Origin of the sequence: Parafrankia colletiae (assembly GCF_001854655.1) — a bacterium.
Taxonomy (GTDB): Bacteria; Actinomycetota; Actinomycetes; order Frankiales; family Frankiaceae; genus Parafrankia; species Parafrankia colletiae.
Genome location: NZ_MBLM01000002.1, coordinates 301,663 through 320,057 on the forward strand (window position 1 = coordinate 301,663; position 18,395 = coordinate 320,057).

Annotated in this window: 13 protein-coding genes; 7 read left to right on the top strand and 6 right to left on the bottom strand. The window is 71.8% G+C overall.

Features of this window, described 5'->3' with window-relative positions:
- The first annotated feature begins 522 nt into the window (after positions 1 to 522).
- Positions 523 to 942 (top strand): SsgA family sporulation/cell division regulator, encoded by a 420-nt coding sequence (locus tag CC117_RS01385; RefSeq protein ID WP_071081868.1) that lies wholly within the window; start codon positions 523 to 525, stop codon positions 940 to 942.
- A gap of 19 nt (positions 943 to 961) precedes the next feature.
- Here CC117_RS01385 and uvrA read toward each other — a convergent pair whose 3' ends face one another.
- Positions 962 to 3,913 carry an excinuclease ABC subunit UvrA gene (gene uvrA / locus CC117_RS01390; RefSeq protein ID WP_071081869.1) on the bottom strand — a complete coding sequence of 984 codons (2,952 nt, stop codon included), beginning with the start codon at positions 3,911 to 3,913 and terminating at the stop codon, positions 962 to 964.
- Between the two features lie 469 nt (positions 3,914 to 4,382).
- Between uvrA and CC117_RS01395 the strand changes: the two genes are divergently transcribed.
- Positions 4,383 to 5,051: an MBL fold metallo-hydrolase gene (locus tag CC117_RS01395; protein WP_071081870.1), complete on the top strand. Its 669-nt coding sequence runs from the start codon at positions 4,383 to 4,385 to the stop codon at positions 5,049 to 5,051.
- Positions 5,052 to 5,129: 78 nt separating this feature from the next.
- Here CC117_RS01395 and CC117_RS01400 read toward each other — a convergent pair whose 3' ends face one another.
- The 3 genes from CC117_RS01400 to CC117_RS01410 form a co-directional block, all read right to left on the bottom strand.
- Positions 5,130 to 6,212: a glycosyltransferase family 2 protein gene (locus CC117_RS01400; protein ID WP_071081871.1), complete on the bottom strand. Its 1,083-nt coding sequence runs from the start codon at positions 6,210 to 6,212 to the stop codon at positions 5,130 to 5,132.
- A 259-nt stretch (positions 6,213 to 6,471) separates the two neighbouring features.
- On the bottom strand, positions 6,472 to 7,578 hold the full coding sequence (locus CC117_RS01405) for a TerC family protein (protein WP_071081872.1): 1,107 nt from the start codon (positions 7,576 to 7,578) through the stop codon (positions 6,472 to 6,474).
- A gap of 230 nt (positions 7,579 to 7,808) precedes the next feature.
- Positions 7,809 to 9,065, bottom strand: a complete 1,257-nt coding sequence (locus tag CC117_RS01410) for a zinc metalloprotease (RefSeq protein WP_071081873.1) — start codon at positions 9,063 to 9,065, stop codon at positions 7,809 to 7,811.
- Between the two features lie 324 nt (positions 9,066 to 9,389).
- On the opposite strand from CC117_RS01410, the gene CC117_RS01415 reads away from it, so the two are divergent.
- Together CC117_RS01415 and uvrB are read left to right on the top strand one after the other, a co-directional pair.
- Entirely contained in the window at positions 9,390 to 11,204 is a 1,815-nt protein-coding gene (locus CC117_RS01415) for a PucR family transcriptional regulator (RefSeq protein WP_071081874.1), read from the top strand.
- Between the two features lie 47 nt (positions 11,205 to 11,251).
- Complete coding sequence (uvrB, locus tag CC117_RS01420) at positions 11,252 to 13,378, top strand: excinuclease ABC subunit UvrB (RefSeq protein WP_071081875.1); 2,127 nt, start codon at positions 11,252 to 11,254, stop codon at positions 13,376 to 13,378.
- Between the two features lie 59 nt (positions 13,379 to 13,437).
- Here the strand turns inward: uvrB and CC117_RS01425 are convergent, their stop codons facing one another.
- Positions 13,438 to 14,181 (bottom strand): class I SAM-dependent methyltransferase, encoded by a 744-nt coding sequence (locus CC117_RS01425; protein ID WP_071081876.1) that lies wholly within the window; start codon positions 14,179 to 14,181, stop codon positions 13,438 to 13,440.
- 131 nt (positions 14,182 to 14,312) lie between these two features.
- Positions 14,313 to 14,897 carry a dephospho-CoA kinase gene (gene coaE / locus CC117_RS01430; RefSeq protein ID WP_084131227.1) on the bottom strand — a complete coding sequence of 195 codons (585 nt, stop codon included), beginning with the start codon at positions 14,895 to 14,897 and terminating at the stop codon, positions 14,313 to 14,315.
- A 109-nt stretch (positions 14,898 to 15,006) separates the two neighbouring features.
- Here coaE and CC117_RS01435 point away from each other — a divergent pair, with 109 nt between their 5' ends.
- From CC117_RS01435 to CC117_RS01445, 3 genes are all read left to right on the top strand, one after another.
- The gene (locus CC117_RS01435; RefSeq protein WP_241829722.1) at positions 15,007 to 15,747 is read left to right on the top strand and encodes a hypothetical protein; all 741 of its coding nucleotides are present in this window, start codon (positions 15,007 to 15,009) and stop codon (positions 15,745 to 15,747) included.
- Positions 15,748 to 15,965: 218 nt separating this feature from the next.
- On the top strand, positions 15,966 to 17,204 hold the full coding sequence (locus tag CC117_RS01440; RefSeq protein WP_241829723.1) for an ABC transporter substrate-binding protein: 1,239 nt from the start codon (positions 15,966 to 15,968) through the stop codon (positions 17,202 to 17,204).
- A 125-nt stretch (positions 17,205 to 17,329) separates the two neighbouring features.
- A complete protein-coding gene (locus tag CC117_RS01445) occupies positions 17,330 to 18,391 on the top strand; it encodes a M4 family metallopeptidase (RefSeq protein WP_071081879.1) in 1,062 nt (353 codons plus the stop codon).
- Positions 18,392 to 18,395 lie beyond the last annotated feature (4 nt).

Below are 18,395 nucleotides of genomic sequence, written 5' to 3' on the forward strand. Positions count from 1 at the left end.
CGGTCAGGCGATCCCGCGAGCAGGACGGCCCGGCCTCCGAAGTACCTCCGAGGGCTGCCGGCGAGCTTTCCGTCCCCCCGCACGCCGATCGGATGTCGCCGGCGGAGATCGCTTGACCGCCGGGCCGGGCGGGGCGGGCCGCTGATGACAAGGTGGCCTCCCGACCGGCACCCCGTCTGCCGGAGAGCCCGGTGTGGCTGGTGTGGCTGACCTGTCGCCCGGACGATCCAGCGTCCGCCCTCGGTCATCGCCGGGTCGCCGTATGCTGTATCGGGCCAGGTCTGTGGCGCCCGGGCTGAACTGCTGCGACGGTGGAGTCCAGCACCACCGGGTCCGCACACGGCAGCGACCGGCACGGTGGCGACGAGCAGGGTGGCGGTCAGCACCGTGGCGACCGACACGGCAGCCATCGGCCACACAGGAGGGCCGGCAGCCACAGCGACAACCGTGTGGTGGCTTGTCACGGCAGGGGCGCCCGGCGCAACGGCAGGGCCGGGGCATTCGGACCAAGGGGGCCGACGCGTGCAGGTGGAGGACGTCACGACGGAGTTTGTCGTCGACGACGCACCTGGGCGCGGCCGGATCACCGTTCTCCAGGTGACCTGGCGCAGCTGCGACCCGCTCGCCGTCGCGCTGGTCCTGGTATCACGACCGGACCATCCGGCGCTGCCACAGGGGCACTGGGTGGCTCCGCGCGACGCCCTGCGGGCCGGRCTCGAGGGCCCGGTGCCGGTCGGTGACGGCGACGTCCGCATCACGCCCGAGCCGGCGCACGGCGGTATCCGCCTGGAACTGTCCGACGGCGAGCGGCGCTCCGTGGTCGTACTCGACGCCGCCCCGGTCCGCAGCTTCCTGGACCGCACCGAGCGGGTGGTCCCCGCCGGCGAGGAACACACCGAGGTCGCGCTGGACGCCGTCCTCGACGATCTTCTGCAGCCCTGAGCCGGCGGCGCCAGCGGCGTCATCCTGCCGAGGAGGCGGCGCCCGCCAGCCTGCCGCGGGGCTTCTTCGCCCTGGCCGTGCTTCCACCGGTGTCGGCGCCCGAGGCCTGCTCCACGGTTGCCGCGCCCCGCCCGCCGAGGATCTCCCGGAGGAACGACCCGGTGTGGCTCGCGGGCACCGCGGCCAGCGTTTCCGGCGTGCCCTCGGCGACGACCGTGCCACCGCCGGTGCCGCCCTCCGGGCCCATGTCGATGATCCAGTCCGCGGTCTTGATGACATCGAGGTTGTGCTCGATCACGATCACCGTGTTGCCGGCGTCGACCAGCCGGCCGAGCACGCCCAGCAGCTTGCGGATGTCCTCGAAGTGCAGGCCGGTGGTCGGCTCGTCCAGTACGTAGACGGTGCGGCCGGTGGAGCGCCGCTGCAGCTCCGAGGCGAGCTTCACCCGCTGCGCCTCGCCGCCGGACAGTGTCGGCGCCGACTGGCCGAGGCGCACGTACCCCAGCCCGACGTCGTTCAGCGTCCGCAGGTGGCGCGCGATCGCCGGGACGGCCGCGAAGAACTCGGCCCCCTCCTCGATCGGCATGTCGAGCACCTCGGCGATGCTCCGGCCCTTGTAGTGCACTTCCAGGGTCTCGCGGTTGTACCGGGCGCCCGCGCAGACCTCGCACGGGACGTAGACGTCCGGGAGGAAGTTCATCTCGATCTTGATGGTGCCGTCGCCGGAGCAGGCCTCACAGCGCCCACCCTTGACGTTGAACGAGAACCGGCCCGGCAGGTACCCGCGTACCTTCGCCTCGGGCGTCTCCGCGAACAGCCGGCGGACATGGTCGAACACGCCGGTGTAGGTCGCCGGGTTGGACCGCGGTGTCCGGCCGATCGGGGACTGGTCGACGCGGACCGCCTTGTCGAGGTGGTCGAGCCCGCTCACCGTGCGGTGCCGGCCGGGGACCTCGCGGGCGCCGTTGAGGTGGTTGGCGAGCACGCTGGCCAGGATGTCGTTGACCAGGGTCGACTTTCCGGACCCGGAGACCCCGGTGACCGCCACCAGGCAGCCGAGTGGGAAGGAGACCGTCACGTCCCGCAGGTTGTGCTCTCGGGCGCCGTGCACGGTCAGCGCGCGCCCACGGACCGGCGGCCGGCGGGCCGCGGGAACCGGAATCTCGCGCCGGCCCGAGAGGTAGGCCCCCGTCATCGACTCCTCGCTGGTCAGCAGGTCGTCGACGGAACCGGAGACGACCACCCGGCCGCCGTGCTCGCCGGCGCCGGGACCGATGTCCACCACCCAGTCGGCGGCGCGGATCGTGTCCTCGTCGTGCTCCACCACGATCAGCGTGTTGCCGAGGTCCCGCAGCCGCAGAAGCGTCTGGATGAGGCGCCGGTTGTCACGCTGGTGCAGGCCGATGGACGGCTCGTCCAGCACGTAGAGCACCCCGACCAGCCCCGAACCGATCTGGGTGGCGAGTCGGATCCGCTGTGCCTCCCCGCCGGCGAGGGTGCCGGCGGCCCGGTCCAGGGACAGGTAGTCCAGGCCGACGTCCAGCAGGAACGCCAGCCGGGCGTCGATCTCCTTGAGGACCCGGCCCGCGATGGTCTGCTCCCGCTCGCTGAGCTCGACGGTGCGCAGGAAGTCGGCACAGTCGCGGATGGACATGCCCGCGACCTCGGCGATCGAGCGGCTGGCCATGGTGACCGCCAGCGACTCCGGCTTCAGTCGGGCCCCCCGGCAGGCCGTGCAGGGCACGTCACGCATGTAGCCCTCGTAGCGCTCCCGGCTGCTGTCCGACTCGGCGTCGGCGTGCCGGCGCCGCAGGAACGGCAGGACGCCCTCGAAGGAGGTGTAGTAGGAGCGCTTCCGGCCGTACCGGTTGGTRTAGCCGACGTGGATCTCGGTCTCCCCGCTGCCGTGCAGGATGGCCTTGCGGGCGCGCTCCGGCAGGCCCTCCCACGGGGTGTCCATCCGGAAGGTGAGGTCCTCCGACAGCGCCGTCAGCAGCCGCTGGAAGTACTCCTTGTTGTGCCCACCGGACCAGGGCTGGACGGCTCCGTCAGCGAGCGACAGGGTCGGGTCGGGCACGACGAGGTCTGGGTCGACCTCCTTGCGGGTACCCAGCCCGGTGCACTCCTGGCAGGCGCCGAACGGCGAGTTGAACGAGAAGGACCTGGGCTCCATCTCCTCGAAGGACAGGTCGTCGTACATGCAGGCCAGGTGCTCGGAGTACATCCGCTCCCGGTCGGGGTCGGCGGCGTCGCGGTCCACGAAGTCGAGCAGCACCAGGCCATTGCCGAGCCGCAGCGCCGTCTCGATCGAGTCGGTGAGGCGCCGCTTGGCCGACGCCTTCGCCGCGAGCCGGTCGACGACGACCTCGATCGTGTGCTTACGCTGCTTCTCCAGCTTCGGGCGGTCGGTGAGAGCGACGACGGTGCCGTCCACCCGGACCCGCGCGAAACCGGACGTCTGCAGCTCGGCGAACAGGTCGATGTACTCGCCCTTGCGACCGCGGACGACCGGAGCCAGTACCTGGAAGCGGGTGCCCTCGGGCAGCTCGAGGAGCCGGTCGACGATCTGCTGCGGAGTCTGGCGTGAGATCGGCCGGCCGCACTTCGGGCAGTGTGGGTGGCCGACCCGTGCGTACAGCAGGCGGAGGTAGTCGTAGACCTCGGTGATCGTGCCGACAGTCGACCGCGGGTTGCGCGACGTCGACTTCTGGTCGATCGACACCGCCGGCGACAGGCCCTCGATGAAGTCGACGTCGGGCTTGTCCATCTGGCCGAGGAACTGGCGCGCGTAGGCCGACAGCGACTCGACATACCGACGCTGACCCTCGGCGAAGATCGTGTCGAAGGCCAGGCTGGACTTGCCCGAGCCCGACAGGCCCGTGAAGACCACAAGGCCGTCCCTGGGCAGGTCGAGATCGACGTCACGCAGGTTGTGCTCGCGTGCTCCGCGTACGACAAGACGGTCGGCCATCGTCAGGTCCCTCGTCGTTCTCGGTCGGCTGCTGTGGTCGGCTGCTGTCGTCGGCCGGTGCCGGCACCGGTGGGGTTCCGTCACCGCGGCCTGCGCGGCGCCCCCGGCCGTCAGCCGGCCGCGAGCCAAACGCGCGTTCGAACACAGCCGACGCTACACGCCTCGGACGAACGGCTCGTAACAGCCGTGCCCCCCGCTCCCGGACGGCAACAACGCAGCCCACACCCCATTCCGGAGGCCCCACCCGGGCGAGCGCAGCCCGCCCCGAACGCCCGGGACGCAGACACGCGCGGACACACGGTTGAGAATGGAGCGGCCGGGCGGGGCCCGCACACGCCCGGCCGCCGGGGTGCCGGGGCCGCGGCCGTGACAGCCCCGGCACCCCGGCGGCCCGCACCCCTTGCTCGACCCTGCAGATCACGGCCCCGATCCGCCGGAACAGGCGACGCACAGACCGAGGAGAAGCGGAATGAACATCGGCGCCGGCTACACGGGCGACGTCACCGTCGGCGGGCCCGCGGACGTCCGCGAGCTACCGGACCTCACGATCACCAAGGTGGCGGTGGGCCCGTTCGACAACAACTGCTACCTCCTGCGCTGTGCGGCCACCGGCGAGCAGCTCCTCGTCGACGCGGCGAACGAGACGGGCACGCTGCTGCGCCTCGTCGGCGACGCCGGTCTGAGCACCGTGGTGACGACGCACCGACACGGAGACCACATCCAGGCACTAGAGGAGGTCGTGGCCGCGACCGGTGCGCGGACCGTCGCCCATCCACTCGACGTTCCCGCGATCCCCGTTCCGACCACCGATCCGGTCGTGGACGGCGACGAGGTGCACGTCGGCGAGGTCACACTGCGGGTCGTGCACATGGTCGGGCACACACCGGGATCGGTCGCGCTGCTGTATGGCCGGGACACCAGCGCTCCGCACCTGTTCACCGGCGACTGTCTCTTCCCCGGCGGCCCTGGCAACACCTTCGGTGACGCGGCGGCCTTCACCACCCTCATGGACGACCTGGAGGCCAAGGTCTTCGGGCCGCTCCCGGACGGGACCTGGATCTACCCGGGCCATGGAAAGGACACAACGCTCGGCGCCGAGCGGCCGCACCTGGCCGAATGGCGCGCCCGCGGCTGGTAGACCTCGGCAGACCGGGAACGACGGCGGCCCCGCGGGCCTCGCCCGGCCCCGCCGGCCATGGCCCCGGGGCCACCGGGGTCAGCGGTCCGCAGTCGCCCACGACGACGCCGGAGGCGCTGAAGGGTCCGACCGGACTGCCGCCGGCACCATCGACCGCGGCAGTGGCACCTGCGCACGGACGTCCGCTCCCAGCACGGCCGCGTCGATCCGGCCCAGGTCCCGACGCGCCTCCGACGGGACCGCGCACCACCGTGACCGCGTGGCCGGCTCCCGGTGCGGTCGGACCAGGCCGGCGACGAGGCCGGCCAGGATGCGCCCGGCGCGCAGGGCGTCATGGCGCCGGCCGGCGACAAGCTTGCGCAGGGTGAGGACGATCAGCTGGCCGGAGTGGACGGCGAGCCAGCCCCGCCCCAGCGCCGCCCGATGGCGCCGCGCGTAGATCGCCGCGGAACGACCGAGCTCGGCGTACATCAGGCCGGCCCGGCCGACCGTCCCTCCGCCCACATGGGAGACCTGGCACCGGTCGTCGGCCCAGTGCACCCGACCACCGGCCGCGTGCAGCCGCGCGAACAGGTCGGTCTCCTCGTAGTACATCCAGTAGGACGGGTCGAATCCGCCCAGGCGGAGGAAACTGGCCGTCCGAATTGCGAAGAAGGCGCCCACCGGGTAGCGGAGGTCCGGCCAGCGGGCCACCGCGGCTGCCTCGCCGCGCACCGCCGTGTACGTGTTCGTGCGGACGTTCGGCAGGACCGCCGTTCCCCGGCCGGGCAGGCCATGYTCGCCGCGCAGCGGGAATCCCACCGCGTCGGCGCCCTCCGGCACGGACGCAAGCAGGTCAGGCAGAGTCGCACAGACCTCGGCCGACACCGTGATGTCGCTGTTGACGACGAGGATCCACTCGGGAACCGGTTCACCCGGCGCCGGCTGCGCCTCACCGTTCGCCAGCGAGCCGCGCACGGCGATGTTCACCGCCGTGCCGTAGCCGACGTTCCCGTGCCCTTCGAACAGTCGGACCCCGGCGGGCAGGTCGTCGTGCACCGTGCCGGTCAGGTTCTCGACCAGCGACACCCGGGATTCGGAAATACCGGACAATGCCGCGAGGAGACAGGCCAACTGGGGCGACCCACCATAGGAGACAACCACTGCCAAAAAGGTGTGCATAGTCCGCCTTGGACGAAGAGGGAGGGATTCCGGGTGCTCGGACGATCCCGGCGGTGCCGAAACACTAACGTGCCCGTCGCGCTGTCACCCACAGGACAATCGGCGCGTCGCCCAATGACTAGTTCGTATAAATCATTGGACCGCTCACCGCCGGTACATGTCCGTCTCCGCACGTTACCTGTTCCCCCGCACCCGTTTCCCGGCGGAATGCAGACGGGGCGGGCAGCCCCCCGGCCCGCCCGCCCCGTCATCCGGATGCTCAGTGGCGTTGGTCGCCGACAGGCGTCACATCGCTCTCCCGACGCTCGCCGTCAGTCGGGCCGGGCTCGCCCCGCGGGGCGCCCGTTCCGGCGGCGGCCGTTCCAGCCACGGGGCCGGCTCCGGCCACGGCGGCCGTTCCGGTGGCGGTCGCCGATCCGGCTGCCGGTCCGCCGGGGCCGCTGTCACCGTCGCCCTCCGCGGGCGGCGCCGTCGCCAGCGACCACACGATCGCACCGGTCAGGACGGCCGCGATAACCACCAGGGACAGCCAGATCGGCATGTGCCAGACGTCGGTGAGCAGCATCTTGACGCCGATGAACGCGAGGATGACGGCCAGACCGGTGGCAAGGTGGTGGAACTTCTCCATCAGCCCGGAAAGCAGGAAGAACAGCGACCGAAGGCCCAGGATCGCCAGCGCGTTCGCGGTGTAGACGAGGAAGGTCTCGTTCGTCACGCCCAGCGCCGCYGGCACCGAGTCGAAGGCGAACAGGACGTCCGCGGTCTCGACCGCGACCAGGACGGCGAGCAGCGGGGTGGCCACCAGCTTGCCCGCGCGCCGCAGGATGAAGTGCTGCCCCTGGTACTCGTCCGTCACCGGGATCACCTTGCGCAGCAGCTTGACCGCCCTGCTGTTCCCCGGGTCCATGTCGACACCGTCGCCCCGGACCATCTTGAACGCGGTGTAAAGAAGGAAGGCGCCGAACAGGTAGATGACGAAGTGGAAGTTGTCCAGCAGCGCGATGCCGGCCGCAATGAACAGGAAACGCAGGACGAGGGCACCCAGAACGCCGTAGAAAAGCACCCGGTGCTGGTACTCACGCGGAACCTTGAAGTACGAGAAGATCAGCGCGAAGACGAACAGGTTGTCAACGGATAGGCTCTTCTCCAGCAGATACGCCGCCGTGTACTCACCGGCCGCACCTGGCCCCTGCCAGGCCCAGATCACGAAAGCGAATCCGACGCCGAGCGACACCCATCCGACGCTCCACCAGGCGGCTTCCCGGAAGCCGATGACGTGGGCCTTGCGATGGGCCAGCAGGTCGATGGTCAGAAGCAGGAGCAGGCCGCCCAGGAAGGCGACCCAGGCCCAGGCTGGTACATCCACGGAATATCCTCCGAACGGGGCTTTTCGTGACGATCACGGCAGCGGTCACGCATGGGTGCCGTGGGTGGAGCGGGAGACAGCGCCCAGTGACGCCTGGGAAGAAGGTGTGGCCCTGGCCGGCCGGGCGCCGTTGCCGGCAGCCGGCCAGAGCAGGAGCGAGTGGGCCTTCCGGCCCGGACGGCGTCTCAGGGCAGGGACTGTGGTCTCGGCGGAACGCGGGAGAAGTCGGGTCAGCGGCGCCGACCAAAGCCCACGGAAGAGACCACACGCCCGCGTAGTGGGGCAGTGCCGAGCGCCCTGGCGATCTCACCCGGGCCCACCGTGCCGACCATCTCGGGGGTGCCGTCCGCACCGGGCGCCACGACCACGATCACCCCGGCAGCCGGTCGCGTGGCAAGACGGGATGTCACGCTCGCCAACGGCTCATCCGGCCGGGCGGTAGCGACATGGTCCATCGGGATGGTGACCCGGGTGACCCGGGCCAGGTTCCGGTCGTCGGCGGGGACCGCGGCCAGATCATGCAGCCGCGCCACGCCGAGGAGCGTGCCGGCGAAGTCACGGACCGCGAAAAGCGAGCGGCCCGACGGCAGCGCGATCTCGTCAAGCGCGGCGGCGACGGTCTTCCAGGCCGGAAGCACCGACGGGGCGGGGACCATCACATCCCGCACGAAGACCCCGTCGAGCGCGGTGGCGGCCTTCTGCTGGGCCTGCGCCAGCCGGGAGCTACCCAGCGCCAGCCAGCCGAGGAGCACCGCCCACAGGCCCACCAGCCCGATCAGGAAGGAGGCCACGATCCCGACGACGATCAGAGTCCAGCCGGTGATGACCCCTGCCCGGGCCACCGCCCAGGCCGCGGCTGCCGCGTCACCGGTACGCCGCATGACCCGTGCCGCGAGCATCCGGCCACCTGCGCTCCGCGGCGCGGGCAACAGGTCGACGACGGTGATGAGCAGGGCGAACGTGCCGACCCACAGCGCAACCTCGCCCATCAGTTCCAGAGTGCCGCCGGGAGCGAGCGCGCCGACGGCGACCAGGATCATCCCGGCGAGAGCCGTGACGCCCAGACCCGCGCGGGCGATGGCACCGTCCGCGGCCACGTCTCCCGTCGCGGGCGTCAGCGGGTCGCGCGCCGCGGCGCCGTCCGCCACGCCGACACCCTCGTCCCGCAGGCCCCCGCCGGCGTCACGCCCGGCAGAGGCCAGGCCCAGCCGGCTCCCGAACGCGCCGACCGTGATCCCGGTGACCCTGACCCCCGCTCGGCGCGCGGCCGCGGCCCGGGCGAGGTCCGCACCCAGGAGGATCCCGACGAGGATTCCGGCGCCGATCACGCCGCCACTGAAGTAGGCGAAACCCGGCCGGTCGGGAACCGTGGCCGGGAGGGTGAACGCAGCCAGTACGACGGTCACGACCGCTACGGACACGAAAAGACCCGGGCGCACCATGATCGGCAGGCGCCGGGCGCCACGCGGGTCGGTCTTCGTGGACATGTCGCGGGTAGGTCCTTTCCCTCTCACGTCTTCACTTCCATCCGGGCTGGTTCGCCTGCAGGGGATCCGGGGCGGGCAGCGGGCGGGCGAGCCGGGCCACAGGGCCGGCCCGCGACAGGCGTCCCGGGGAGGCGGACCGGCGGCGACGAGGCGGGCCGATCCACTCCCGCGGAACGCCTGCCGCGGGCACGTCCAATGCCCCTCACCAGGCTCAACGCTCAGCCTGCCCTTCACCGTCCCGGCAGACACCGTCCGGACTCCGCGACTTTGTCTACGATTTCCTTGCCGATACTCGGCAGCCGAACGGGGGAGGCGCGACGATCAATGACCAACACGGACCGACGACCCGAGTGGCCGATCCAGCACGAGGAGCAGTCCGCGGGACTACCCGGTACGAGCCTGACCCGGCTCCCCCGGGCCGCGGTGCTGGCCGCGGCCGATGCCCGGCTCCATGCCGGTCTGCTCGGCGACTATCTGGACGTGCTCGCCTCCGCCGCGGACAGCGGCCGACGCCTGTCGCGGGCCGAACTCGACCGGTTCCGCGCCCTCGGCCAGGCCGCGGCCGAATCCGGCGCCTCGCTGCCCGCGCTCGTCGATCTGTATCTGTCCGCGACCTGGCGGGTCTGGCCGTCGTTGCCCACGGTTCGGCAGGCAGACCGGGCGGCACGCGACCTGGGCCGGGCCCTGCCGGCGGCACTCGACCGGCGGCCACCCCCCGGCTCGGACTCGGGCTCGGCAGCCACCTGGGGATCGGGTTCCGGCAGCGGCCCTGACTCTGGCGCCGGTTCTGGCGCCGGTCCCGATGCCGACACCGACGCCGGCGGTTCGGCGTCCGGACGGCACACGGCAGGCGTCGACGGGCCCCCGCCGGCCGGCACGCATCTGCGGGAGGCGATCGGCGGTATCACTGTCGGGGCCGTCTCGCGGACCCGCGCGGCGGCGTCCGCGGTGCTGCGGGCCAGCGACGACGCGGTCGCAGCAGTCTGCGAGGGCTACGAGCGGGCCCGGACGGCCCGCGCCCGCTCGGAGGAGGCGATGCGACGTGAGCTGGTCGACGACCTGCTGACCGGAACGTCGGAGCTGGGACCGTTGCTGGAGCGGGCCGTCGCGTTCGGCCTGCGGCTGGAGGCGCCCCACGTTGTGCTCGTCGCGTCGGGGAGCAGGCGGTTCCTGGATGGCCGCGCCGTCGTCCGGGCGGTGGAGGAGTCACTGCGCGAGCACTGCGCCACCGAGCCGCTGGTCGCGACCAAGGACGGGCTGCTCGTCTGCGTCGTGCCGCAGGAGACCAACCTGACGCTGCCCCTCGCCCCGGGCAACCAGGGAGCCGGCCCCGGCGCGGTGACGGACGGTGGACGCGCCCGCGAGGACCCGTCCCAGGATGCAGCCCCGGAGCCCGGCCTGGATCTGACCCAGGATCCGGCATCACCGCCGGATCCTGGAACGACACCGGATCCTGGGACGGCACCGGCCCGGACCCGGGCGGACGGGGAGTCCGGGCACCCCGGCACCGAGCGAGGGGCACCGGACCGGCCGGCACCGCGGGCCCCGGCTCCGCGCGGACGGCGCCGGATGGACCCGCCCGGGCCCGGCGACGTCGGGTTCGCCCCACTACCCGCCTTCGCACCGACCGGCGCCATGCCGACGACCGCGGTCAGAGCCATCACCCGGCGACTCGGGGCCGAACCGGAGCTCGTGTGGCGGCTCGGAGTCAGCCGGGCCCGCAGCGGCGTGGCCGGCGTCCGGATCGGGTACGAGGAGGCCCGCAACGCTGTCGAGCTCGCCGGGCGCATGCGCATGGACGGCCAGGTGGTCCACGCGGACGATCTGCTGATCTACAAGGTGCTGCTGCGTGACCGGGAGCCGCTGGAGGAGCTGGTCGAGACGGTCCTCAGCCCGCTGCGCTCGGCGCGGGGCGGCGCGGGGCCCCTGATCGAGACCCTCGACGCCTACTTCGCGACCGGCGGGGTGGCCCTCGCCGCCGCCCGACGGCTGCACCTGTCGGTGCGGGCGCTGACCTACCGGCTGGACCGGATCCATGCGTTGACCAGGCACGACCCGACCTCCCCCACGGACCGCTACGTGCTCCAGACCGCCGTGCTCGGCGCGCGGCTGCTCGGCTGGGAGCGAGGGCCGCGCTGACGGGCACCGGCGGGAAACTGTCGGAGGTCTGTGGTGTTCTGGATTTCGTGAGCACAACGTTCGAACGCCCCACGACGAACATCCAACGTTCGACGGCGCCGTTCCAGGTCGTCTCGGATTTCGCGCCGTCCGGTGACCAGCCGGCGGCCATCGACGAGCTGGCCCGCCGGGTACGGGCCGGGGAGAAGGACGTCGTGCTCCTCGGCGCGACGGGAACCGGCAAGTCGGCGACGACAGCGTGGCTCATCGAGCGTCTGCAGCGCCCGACCCTCGTCATGGCGCCGAACAAGACACTGGCGGCCCAGCTCGCGAACGAGTTCCGGGAGCTGCTGCCGAACAACGCCGTCGAGTACTTCGTGTCGTACTACGACTACTACCAGCCCGAGGCGTACATCGCGCAGACCGACACCTACATCGAGAAGGACTCCTCGATCAACGAGGAGGTCGAGCGGCTGCGCCACTCGGCGACGATGCGCCTGCTCACCCGCCGCGATGTGGTCGTCGTCGCCAGCGTGAGCTGCATCTACGGCCTGGGCACGCCGCAGGAGTACGTCGATCGGATGGTCCGCCTGCGGGTGGGTGACGAGTTCGAGCACGAGCAGCTGCTGCGCCGCCTCGTCGACGTCCAGTACGCCCGCAACGACCTCGCCTTCACCCGGGGGACGTTCCGGGTTCGGGGCGACACGGTCGAGGTGTTCCCGGTCTACGAGGAGCTCGCGATCCGCATCGAGATGTTCGGTGACGAGGTCGAGCGCCTCACCTACCTGCACCCGCTCACCGGCGACGTCGTGCGGGAGGTGGAGGAGGTCTTCGTCTTCCCCGCCACCCACTACGTCGCCGGGCCCGAGCGCATGGAGCGGGCGATCACCGGCATCGAGGCGGAGCTCACCGGGCGGCTCACCGAGCTGGAGGGTCAGAGCAAGCTGTTGGAGGCCCAGCGGCTGCGGATGCGGACCACCTACGACATCGAGATGATGCGTCAGGTCGGCTTCTGCTCCGGCATCGAGAACTACTCCCGGCATATCGACGGCCGGGCGGCCGGAACGGCGCCGCACACGCTGCTGGACTACTTCCCCGACGACTTCCTCCTGGTCATCGACGAGTCGCATGTCACCGTCCCGCAGATCGGCGGGATGTACGAGGGCGACATGTCACGCAAGCGGAACCTGGTCGACCACGGCTTCCGGCTGCCGAGCGCGGTCGACAACCGCCCGCTGCGCTGGGAGGAGTTCCTGGAGCGGATCGGGCAGACGGTGTACCTGTCCGCCACCCCGGGCCCGTACGAGCTGGGGCGTGGCGACGGCACCGTCGAGCAGATCATCCGGCCGACGGGGCTGCTCGACCCGGAGGTCATTCTCAAACCGACCAAGGGCCAGATCGACGATCTCGTGCACGAGATCCGGATCCGGGCCGAGCGGGACGAGCGGATCCTCGTGACGACGCTGACCAAGAAGATGTCCGAGGATCTCACCGACTACCTGCTGGAGCTCGGYATCCGGGTTCGCTACCTGCACAGTGAGGTCGACACGCTGCGGCGGGTCGAGCTGCTCACCGATCTGCGCCGCGGCGAGTTCGATGTCCTGATCGGGATCAACCTGCTCCGCGAGGGTCTCGACCTGCCGGAGGTCTCACTGGTCGCGATCCTCGACGCGGACAAGGAGGGCTTCCTGCGCTCGGACAAATCCCTGATCCAGACCATCGGGCGGGCCGCCCGCAACGTCTCCGGCCAGGTCCACATGTATGCCGACAAGGTGACCCCGTCGATGCGCCACGCGATCGAGGAGACGAACCGGCGGCGCGAGAAGCAGATCGCCTACAACACCGAGCGCGGGATCGACCCCCAGCCGCTGCGCAAGAAGGTCGTCGACATCCTCGACGACATGGTGCGTGAGACCGCGGGCGCGGAGATGATCGGCGGTGGTGGCCGGGCCCAGTCCCGCGGGAAGGCACCTGTCCCCGGCATGAAGTCGAAGGCGGGCGACGCGGTCGGCCGGTACGCCGCCGAACTCGCCGGCATGCCCCGCCAGGAACTCGCCCAGCTCATCCGCCAGCTCGACGACCAGATGCACGAGGCGGCCAAGGAGCTGCAGTTCGAGCTCGCGGCCCGCCTCCGCGACGAGATCAACGAACTGAAGAAGGAGCTGCGCGGGATGGACGCCGCGGGCATCGGCTGACCGCCTCCGCCCGGCCCCGCTGCCCCCCCCGGCAACGACAGCCGGCCCGGCGTCCGGGCTCAGCCGGCGCGGCGGGCACTCACCTCGAGGCGAACGTAGTCGACGGCGGGCTCGGGCAGGCGCCGCGCCACCTCGTGGACGAGTGCCGCCCTCTCGTCCGGCCCCAGGCGGGCCAGGTGTGCTCCGAGCACGACGGTCTCCAGATAGTCGTGCAGTGCCGCGGGTTCGGCGAAGTACGCCCTGTCCGGGCGCAGGCGTGCGTCGACGTCGACGAAGCCGGCGGCTTCGAGGTGTTCGCGGGTCGCGGCCGGGCCGGCGAACGTCCAGACGTCCGGAAGGTCACCGAGGATCTGACGCAGCACGGCCTCGACGGTGGCGATGTTGCCCTGGCCCCCGCAGTCGACCGACAGCCGCCCCCCGGGCCGCAGCACTGCCGCGAGGTTGCCGAACACCCGCCGGTGGTCGTCGATCCAGTGCAGCGCCGCCACGCTCATCACGGCGTCCACCGGTTCGGTGATGGGCAGCGGGTCGCGCAGGTCGGCGGCGACCACGGTCAGGTGCTCCCCCACGTCGGGCAGCCGAGCGCGGAGGCGCTCCAGCATGGAGGCCGAGGCGTCCACGGCGAACACCCGTCCCCGGGGGAGCGCGTCCAGCAACGCGGCGGTGTCCCGGCCGGTGCCGCAGCCGGCGTCCACGACCGTCTCCCCGCCGGTCAGGGCGAGCCGGGCGACGGTGCGCCGGCCCCACAGCTCGTGCGGCAGCGCAAGGGTGTCGTAGGTCTCCGCGTCCCATTCCCAGGCCATGGTCTGACAGTAGGGCGGACCGACCGGACCCGCTGAAGGCTCAGGCCCCGGGCTGTGAGCCCGTGGCCGTGCCACCGGCGGCCGTGCCACCGGCGGTTGTGTCACCGGCGGTTGTGTCACCGGCGGTTGTGTCACCGGCGGCGGAGCAGCTCCTGCCAGACCTCCGCCACCCGGGCCTGCAGGTCGTCGAGCGTGCCGCTGTTGTCGACGAGGATGTCGGCGACCTCGCGGCGCTGCTCGTCGGTGGCCTGGGCCGCCATCCGGGCCTCGGCCTGGTCCGCGGGAAGGCCGCGTCGGGCCAGCCGCTCGAGGCGGAGCTCCCGCGGCGTCTCGACGACCACGATCAGGTCGTAGCCGGGGCGCCGGCTCGACTCGACGAGCAGCGGCACGTCATGGATGACGACGGCGTCGGCGGGCGCGGCGGCGATCCGCCGGGCCATCTCCGCCCGGATCAACGGGTGTGTGATCGACTCCAGGCGGCGGCGGCTCTCCTCGTCGGCGAAGACCACCCGGCCCAGTGCCTCCCGGTCGAGCGATCCGTCCGGGGTGATCACATCCGGCCCGAACGCCTCCGCGACGGCGGCCAGCCCGCTGCTGCCGGGCTCGACGACCTCGCGGGCGATGCGGTCCGCGTCCACGAGATAGGCGCCGTGCCGCACCAGGCATTCCGACACCGCGCTCTTGCCTGACCCGATTCCGCCCGTAAGGCCCACCATCAGCACGAGCCAGAGTGTGCCAGGACGCCGCCGCAGGAGCGCTCCGGGTTCACGGCGCCCGGCCCGCCGGCGGGCTCAGCGGTGCCGGTCGGGCGGGCAGACTGGACGGGTGGAGGCCACCCGTTGCGGCGCGCGCCGGTCGGTGCTGGCCCGGGTATGGCCGACGCTGCTCACCGGGAGCCTGCTGGGCGCCGGGGCAACGGGCCTGGTGTTCCTGCCCTCGCTCGCGGCGTCCGCACCACTGCTGCTCATCGCGCTGCGGCCGACCATCTCCGTGCTGGTGCTGGTCGGCGGCCAGGTCGCCTTCGTCCCGGCGCTGCTGGTCGCCACGGTGTTCCGGGCCCTGCTGGACGTCGGCTACTTCGGCCTCGCGCGCTACAACGTCCGGTCGCTGCTGCTGCGGCGGGTTGGTACCAGCCGGCTGGTCACGGCACTGTCGCGACGGTCGGCTCAGCGGGGGCTGCTGTGGTTCTGTCTCGTGAACACCAATCTGGCGGTGGACGCGGCACTGGGCGCCGGGGCGGTGCCGATGCGACGGTTCCTGCGGTTCCTGATCCCCGGCTCGGCGCTGTCGTCCGCGCTCTACCTGGCGGCCGGGAGCAGTCTTGCGCCCTGGACGCGCGAGGTGGTCCGCTGGCTCGACGAGCATGYCAGCATGCTGATGCTCGGCGCGATCGGCCTTGCCGCGCTGCAGACCACCGCGCTTCTCGCCGCCCGCCGGGTGCAGGCTGCCCGTCAGGCCCGTCAGGCCCGTCACGCGCAGGCCGCCGTCCACCGCACGGGCCCGGTGCGCGACCTTTCCCCCGGCGGCGGGCAGAAGGCATGCGACGAGCCAGTGGACGCACCCTGACGGATCGGGCGCTGCCGTCATCCGCGGCGATGTTCTCAGTATTCACAAACAGCTGACAATTGCCTCATACAAGTCTCTGAAACACCATAGATCACATTTCCACGAGGTAAATCAGGATTTTCTTTGCGGGTCAACCCGCCGGACTGGGCGTAAACGGTTGTGAACGCCCAGGAACTCCGCCGCCGCTGTGCGCCGGACTCGGAGAGGTGGCTCGCCTGGTGTTTCGGACGCGGTTTGTCGGTGCGGCCCTGACGACGGTCACCGCAGCGCTCGTGGCGCTGGTGGGCGCCTGCGCCGCCGGTGGTTCCGCCCGCGACGGCACCGCGCAGGCCGCGCGCGGCTGCGCCCCGGGTGTCACCGACGACCGCGTGACGGTCGGCGTCCTGTTCCCGGACAGCGGGCCGATGGCGGCGCAGTACACCGGATTCCGGTCCGGCGTGGAGGCGCGGCTCGCGCAGGAGAACACGGGCGGTGGCGTCGGCGGCCGCCTGATCGGGACGGTCTGGCGCGACGACGAGTCCAGTCCCGGCGTGAACCTGCGGGCGGCGAAGGATCTCGTCGCCGACGGAGCGTTCGCGGTGCTCGAGGGCACGATGGTCTCCGAGCGGTCGGCGCCGTGGCTCGACGAGCAGGGCGTTCCCGTGCTGGGGGTGGCCGACCAGCCGCTGTGGGGCGAGCACCCGAACATGTTCGCCGCCGGCTCGGTCGCCGCGGGCGCCGGGACATCGAGCGCGCTGGGCCGGTTCGTCGGTTCCCAGGGCGGCACCCGGGCGGCGCTGCTGGTGACCGGATCCGACCAGGCCTCCCGGCTCTTCGCCGCGAGTGCCCGGTCGAGTCTGGAGGCCGCGGGTGTCCCCGTGGTCTTCGAGTCCGCGGTCGACAGCCTGTCCGCGGAGCGGGTCGGCTCGCGGATCCTGGCGGCCGGTGCGGACACACTGATCGCGGCCACCCCGCTGGACGTCTACACCGGGGTCCTGATCACCGCCGCCGAGCTGGGCCGGCCGTTCACCGTCGCGCTGTCCCCGTTCGGCTACGACATGAGCCGGCTGCCGCCCGGGCTCCGGCAGGCGCTGGCCGGCACCTACGCCGGCGTGCCCTTCACCGCGTTCGAGCGCGATCTGCCCGCGCACCAGGCGTACCTGTCTGCGATGTCCCGGTACGCCCCCCAGCTCGCCGAGCCGCGCCTGCAGAGCGCCATGAACGGCTGGATCAGCGCAGACCTGTTCGTCCGCGGCCTGCGGACCCAGCAGGGCTGCCCGAGCCGAGCCGGCTTCGTCCGCGGGCTGGGCGCGGTCACCGACTACGACGCGGGCGGCCTGCTGGCCCGGAAGATCAACTTCACCGCCGGGCGGGGGCAGGCGGACCTGTGCGTCGACTTCGTCCGGGCGTCCTGGACCGGAGTGGGCTTTGACGTGCTCTCACCGGGCCCGACGTGCGAGGGCACCGCGGCGATGTAGTGACGAGGAGGGCACAAAGAACAGTCTGGACATCAGATCACGCGGCGGCGAAGGTCGGTGGCGGGGGGTCACACCCACCCGGGAGTACCCGAATGTGACGAACAGTCACCGATGAGGAGCCACCGATGAGCGGTCACCGTCGCTGCGCGCCCTGTGCCGTGCCGCCGCACGTGCTGGAGCGCATCGCACGGAACGGGAACGACGACCAGCGCGCGCGGGCCCTGGCCACCCTGGCCCAGGACACGTCCCACCGCACGGTCCGGGTGCACAACGCATTTCTGCGCTCGGCGCAGCGCGCGGCGACGCCGCCTCGGCTGACGCCGACCAGCGGGCCGCGCCGCACGATCGGCGACGCCAAGGGCACGGAGGACCTGCCGGGCACGACGGTCCGCACCGAGGGCGACGAGCCCATCGAGGACGTCACCGTCAACGAGGCGTACGACGGGCTCGGCACCACGTTCGAGTTCTTCCGTTCCGCCTACGGCCGGGACTCCATCGACGACGACGGCATGGCGCTGCTCGCCACCGTCCACTACGGGGAGCATTACGAGAACGCCTTCTGGAACGGGCGGCAGATGGTCTTCGGGGACGGTGACGGCGAGTTGTTCAACCGGTTCACCGTCTCGCTGGATGTCATCGGTCACGAACTCGCCCACGGCGTCACCGAGGACGAGGCGCAGCTGATGTACCTGAACCAGTCCGGGGCCCTCAACGAGTCGATCAGCGACGTCTTCGGCTCACTGGTGAAGCAGCACCTGCGCGGCGAGACGGCCCAGGAGGCTGACTGGCTCATCGGTGCGGGCCTGCTCACCGACGCGGTGCAGGGGGTGGCGCTGCGCTCCCTGAAGGAGCCCGGGACGGCCTACGACGACCCGGTGCTCGGCGACGACATCCAGCCGGCACACATGGACGACTACGTCCGCACCACCACGGACAACGGCGGTGTGCACATCAATTCGGGCATCCCGAACAAGGCGTTCTACAACGCGGCGATCGCGCTCGGCGGGCACGCCTGGGAGCGCGCGGGGCGGATCTGGTACGAGGCGCTGCGGGCCCCCCAGCTGCGGCCGAACGCCACGTTCCGCTCGTTCGCCACCGCCACGGCCCGCCAGGCACAGGTGCTGTTCGGGGCGGAGGAGACCCGGGCCGTGCGGGAGGCGTGGGCCGCGGTCGGCGTGACCGCCTGAGAGC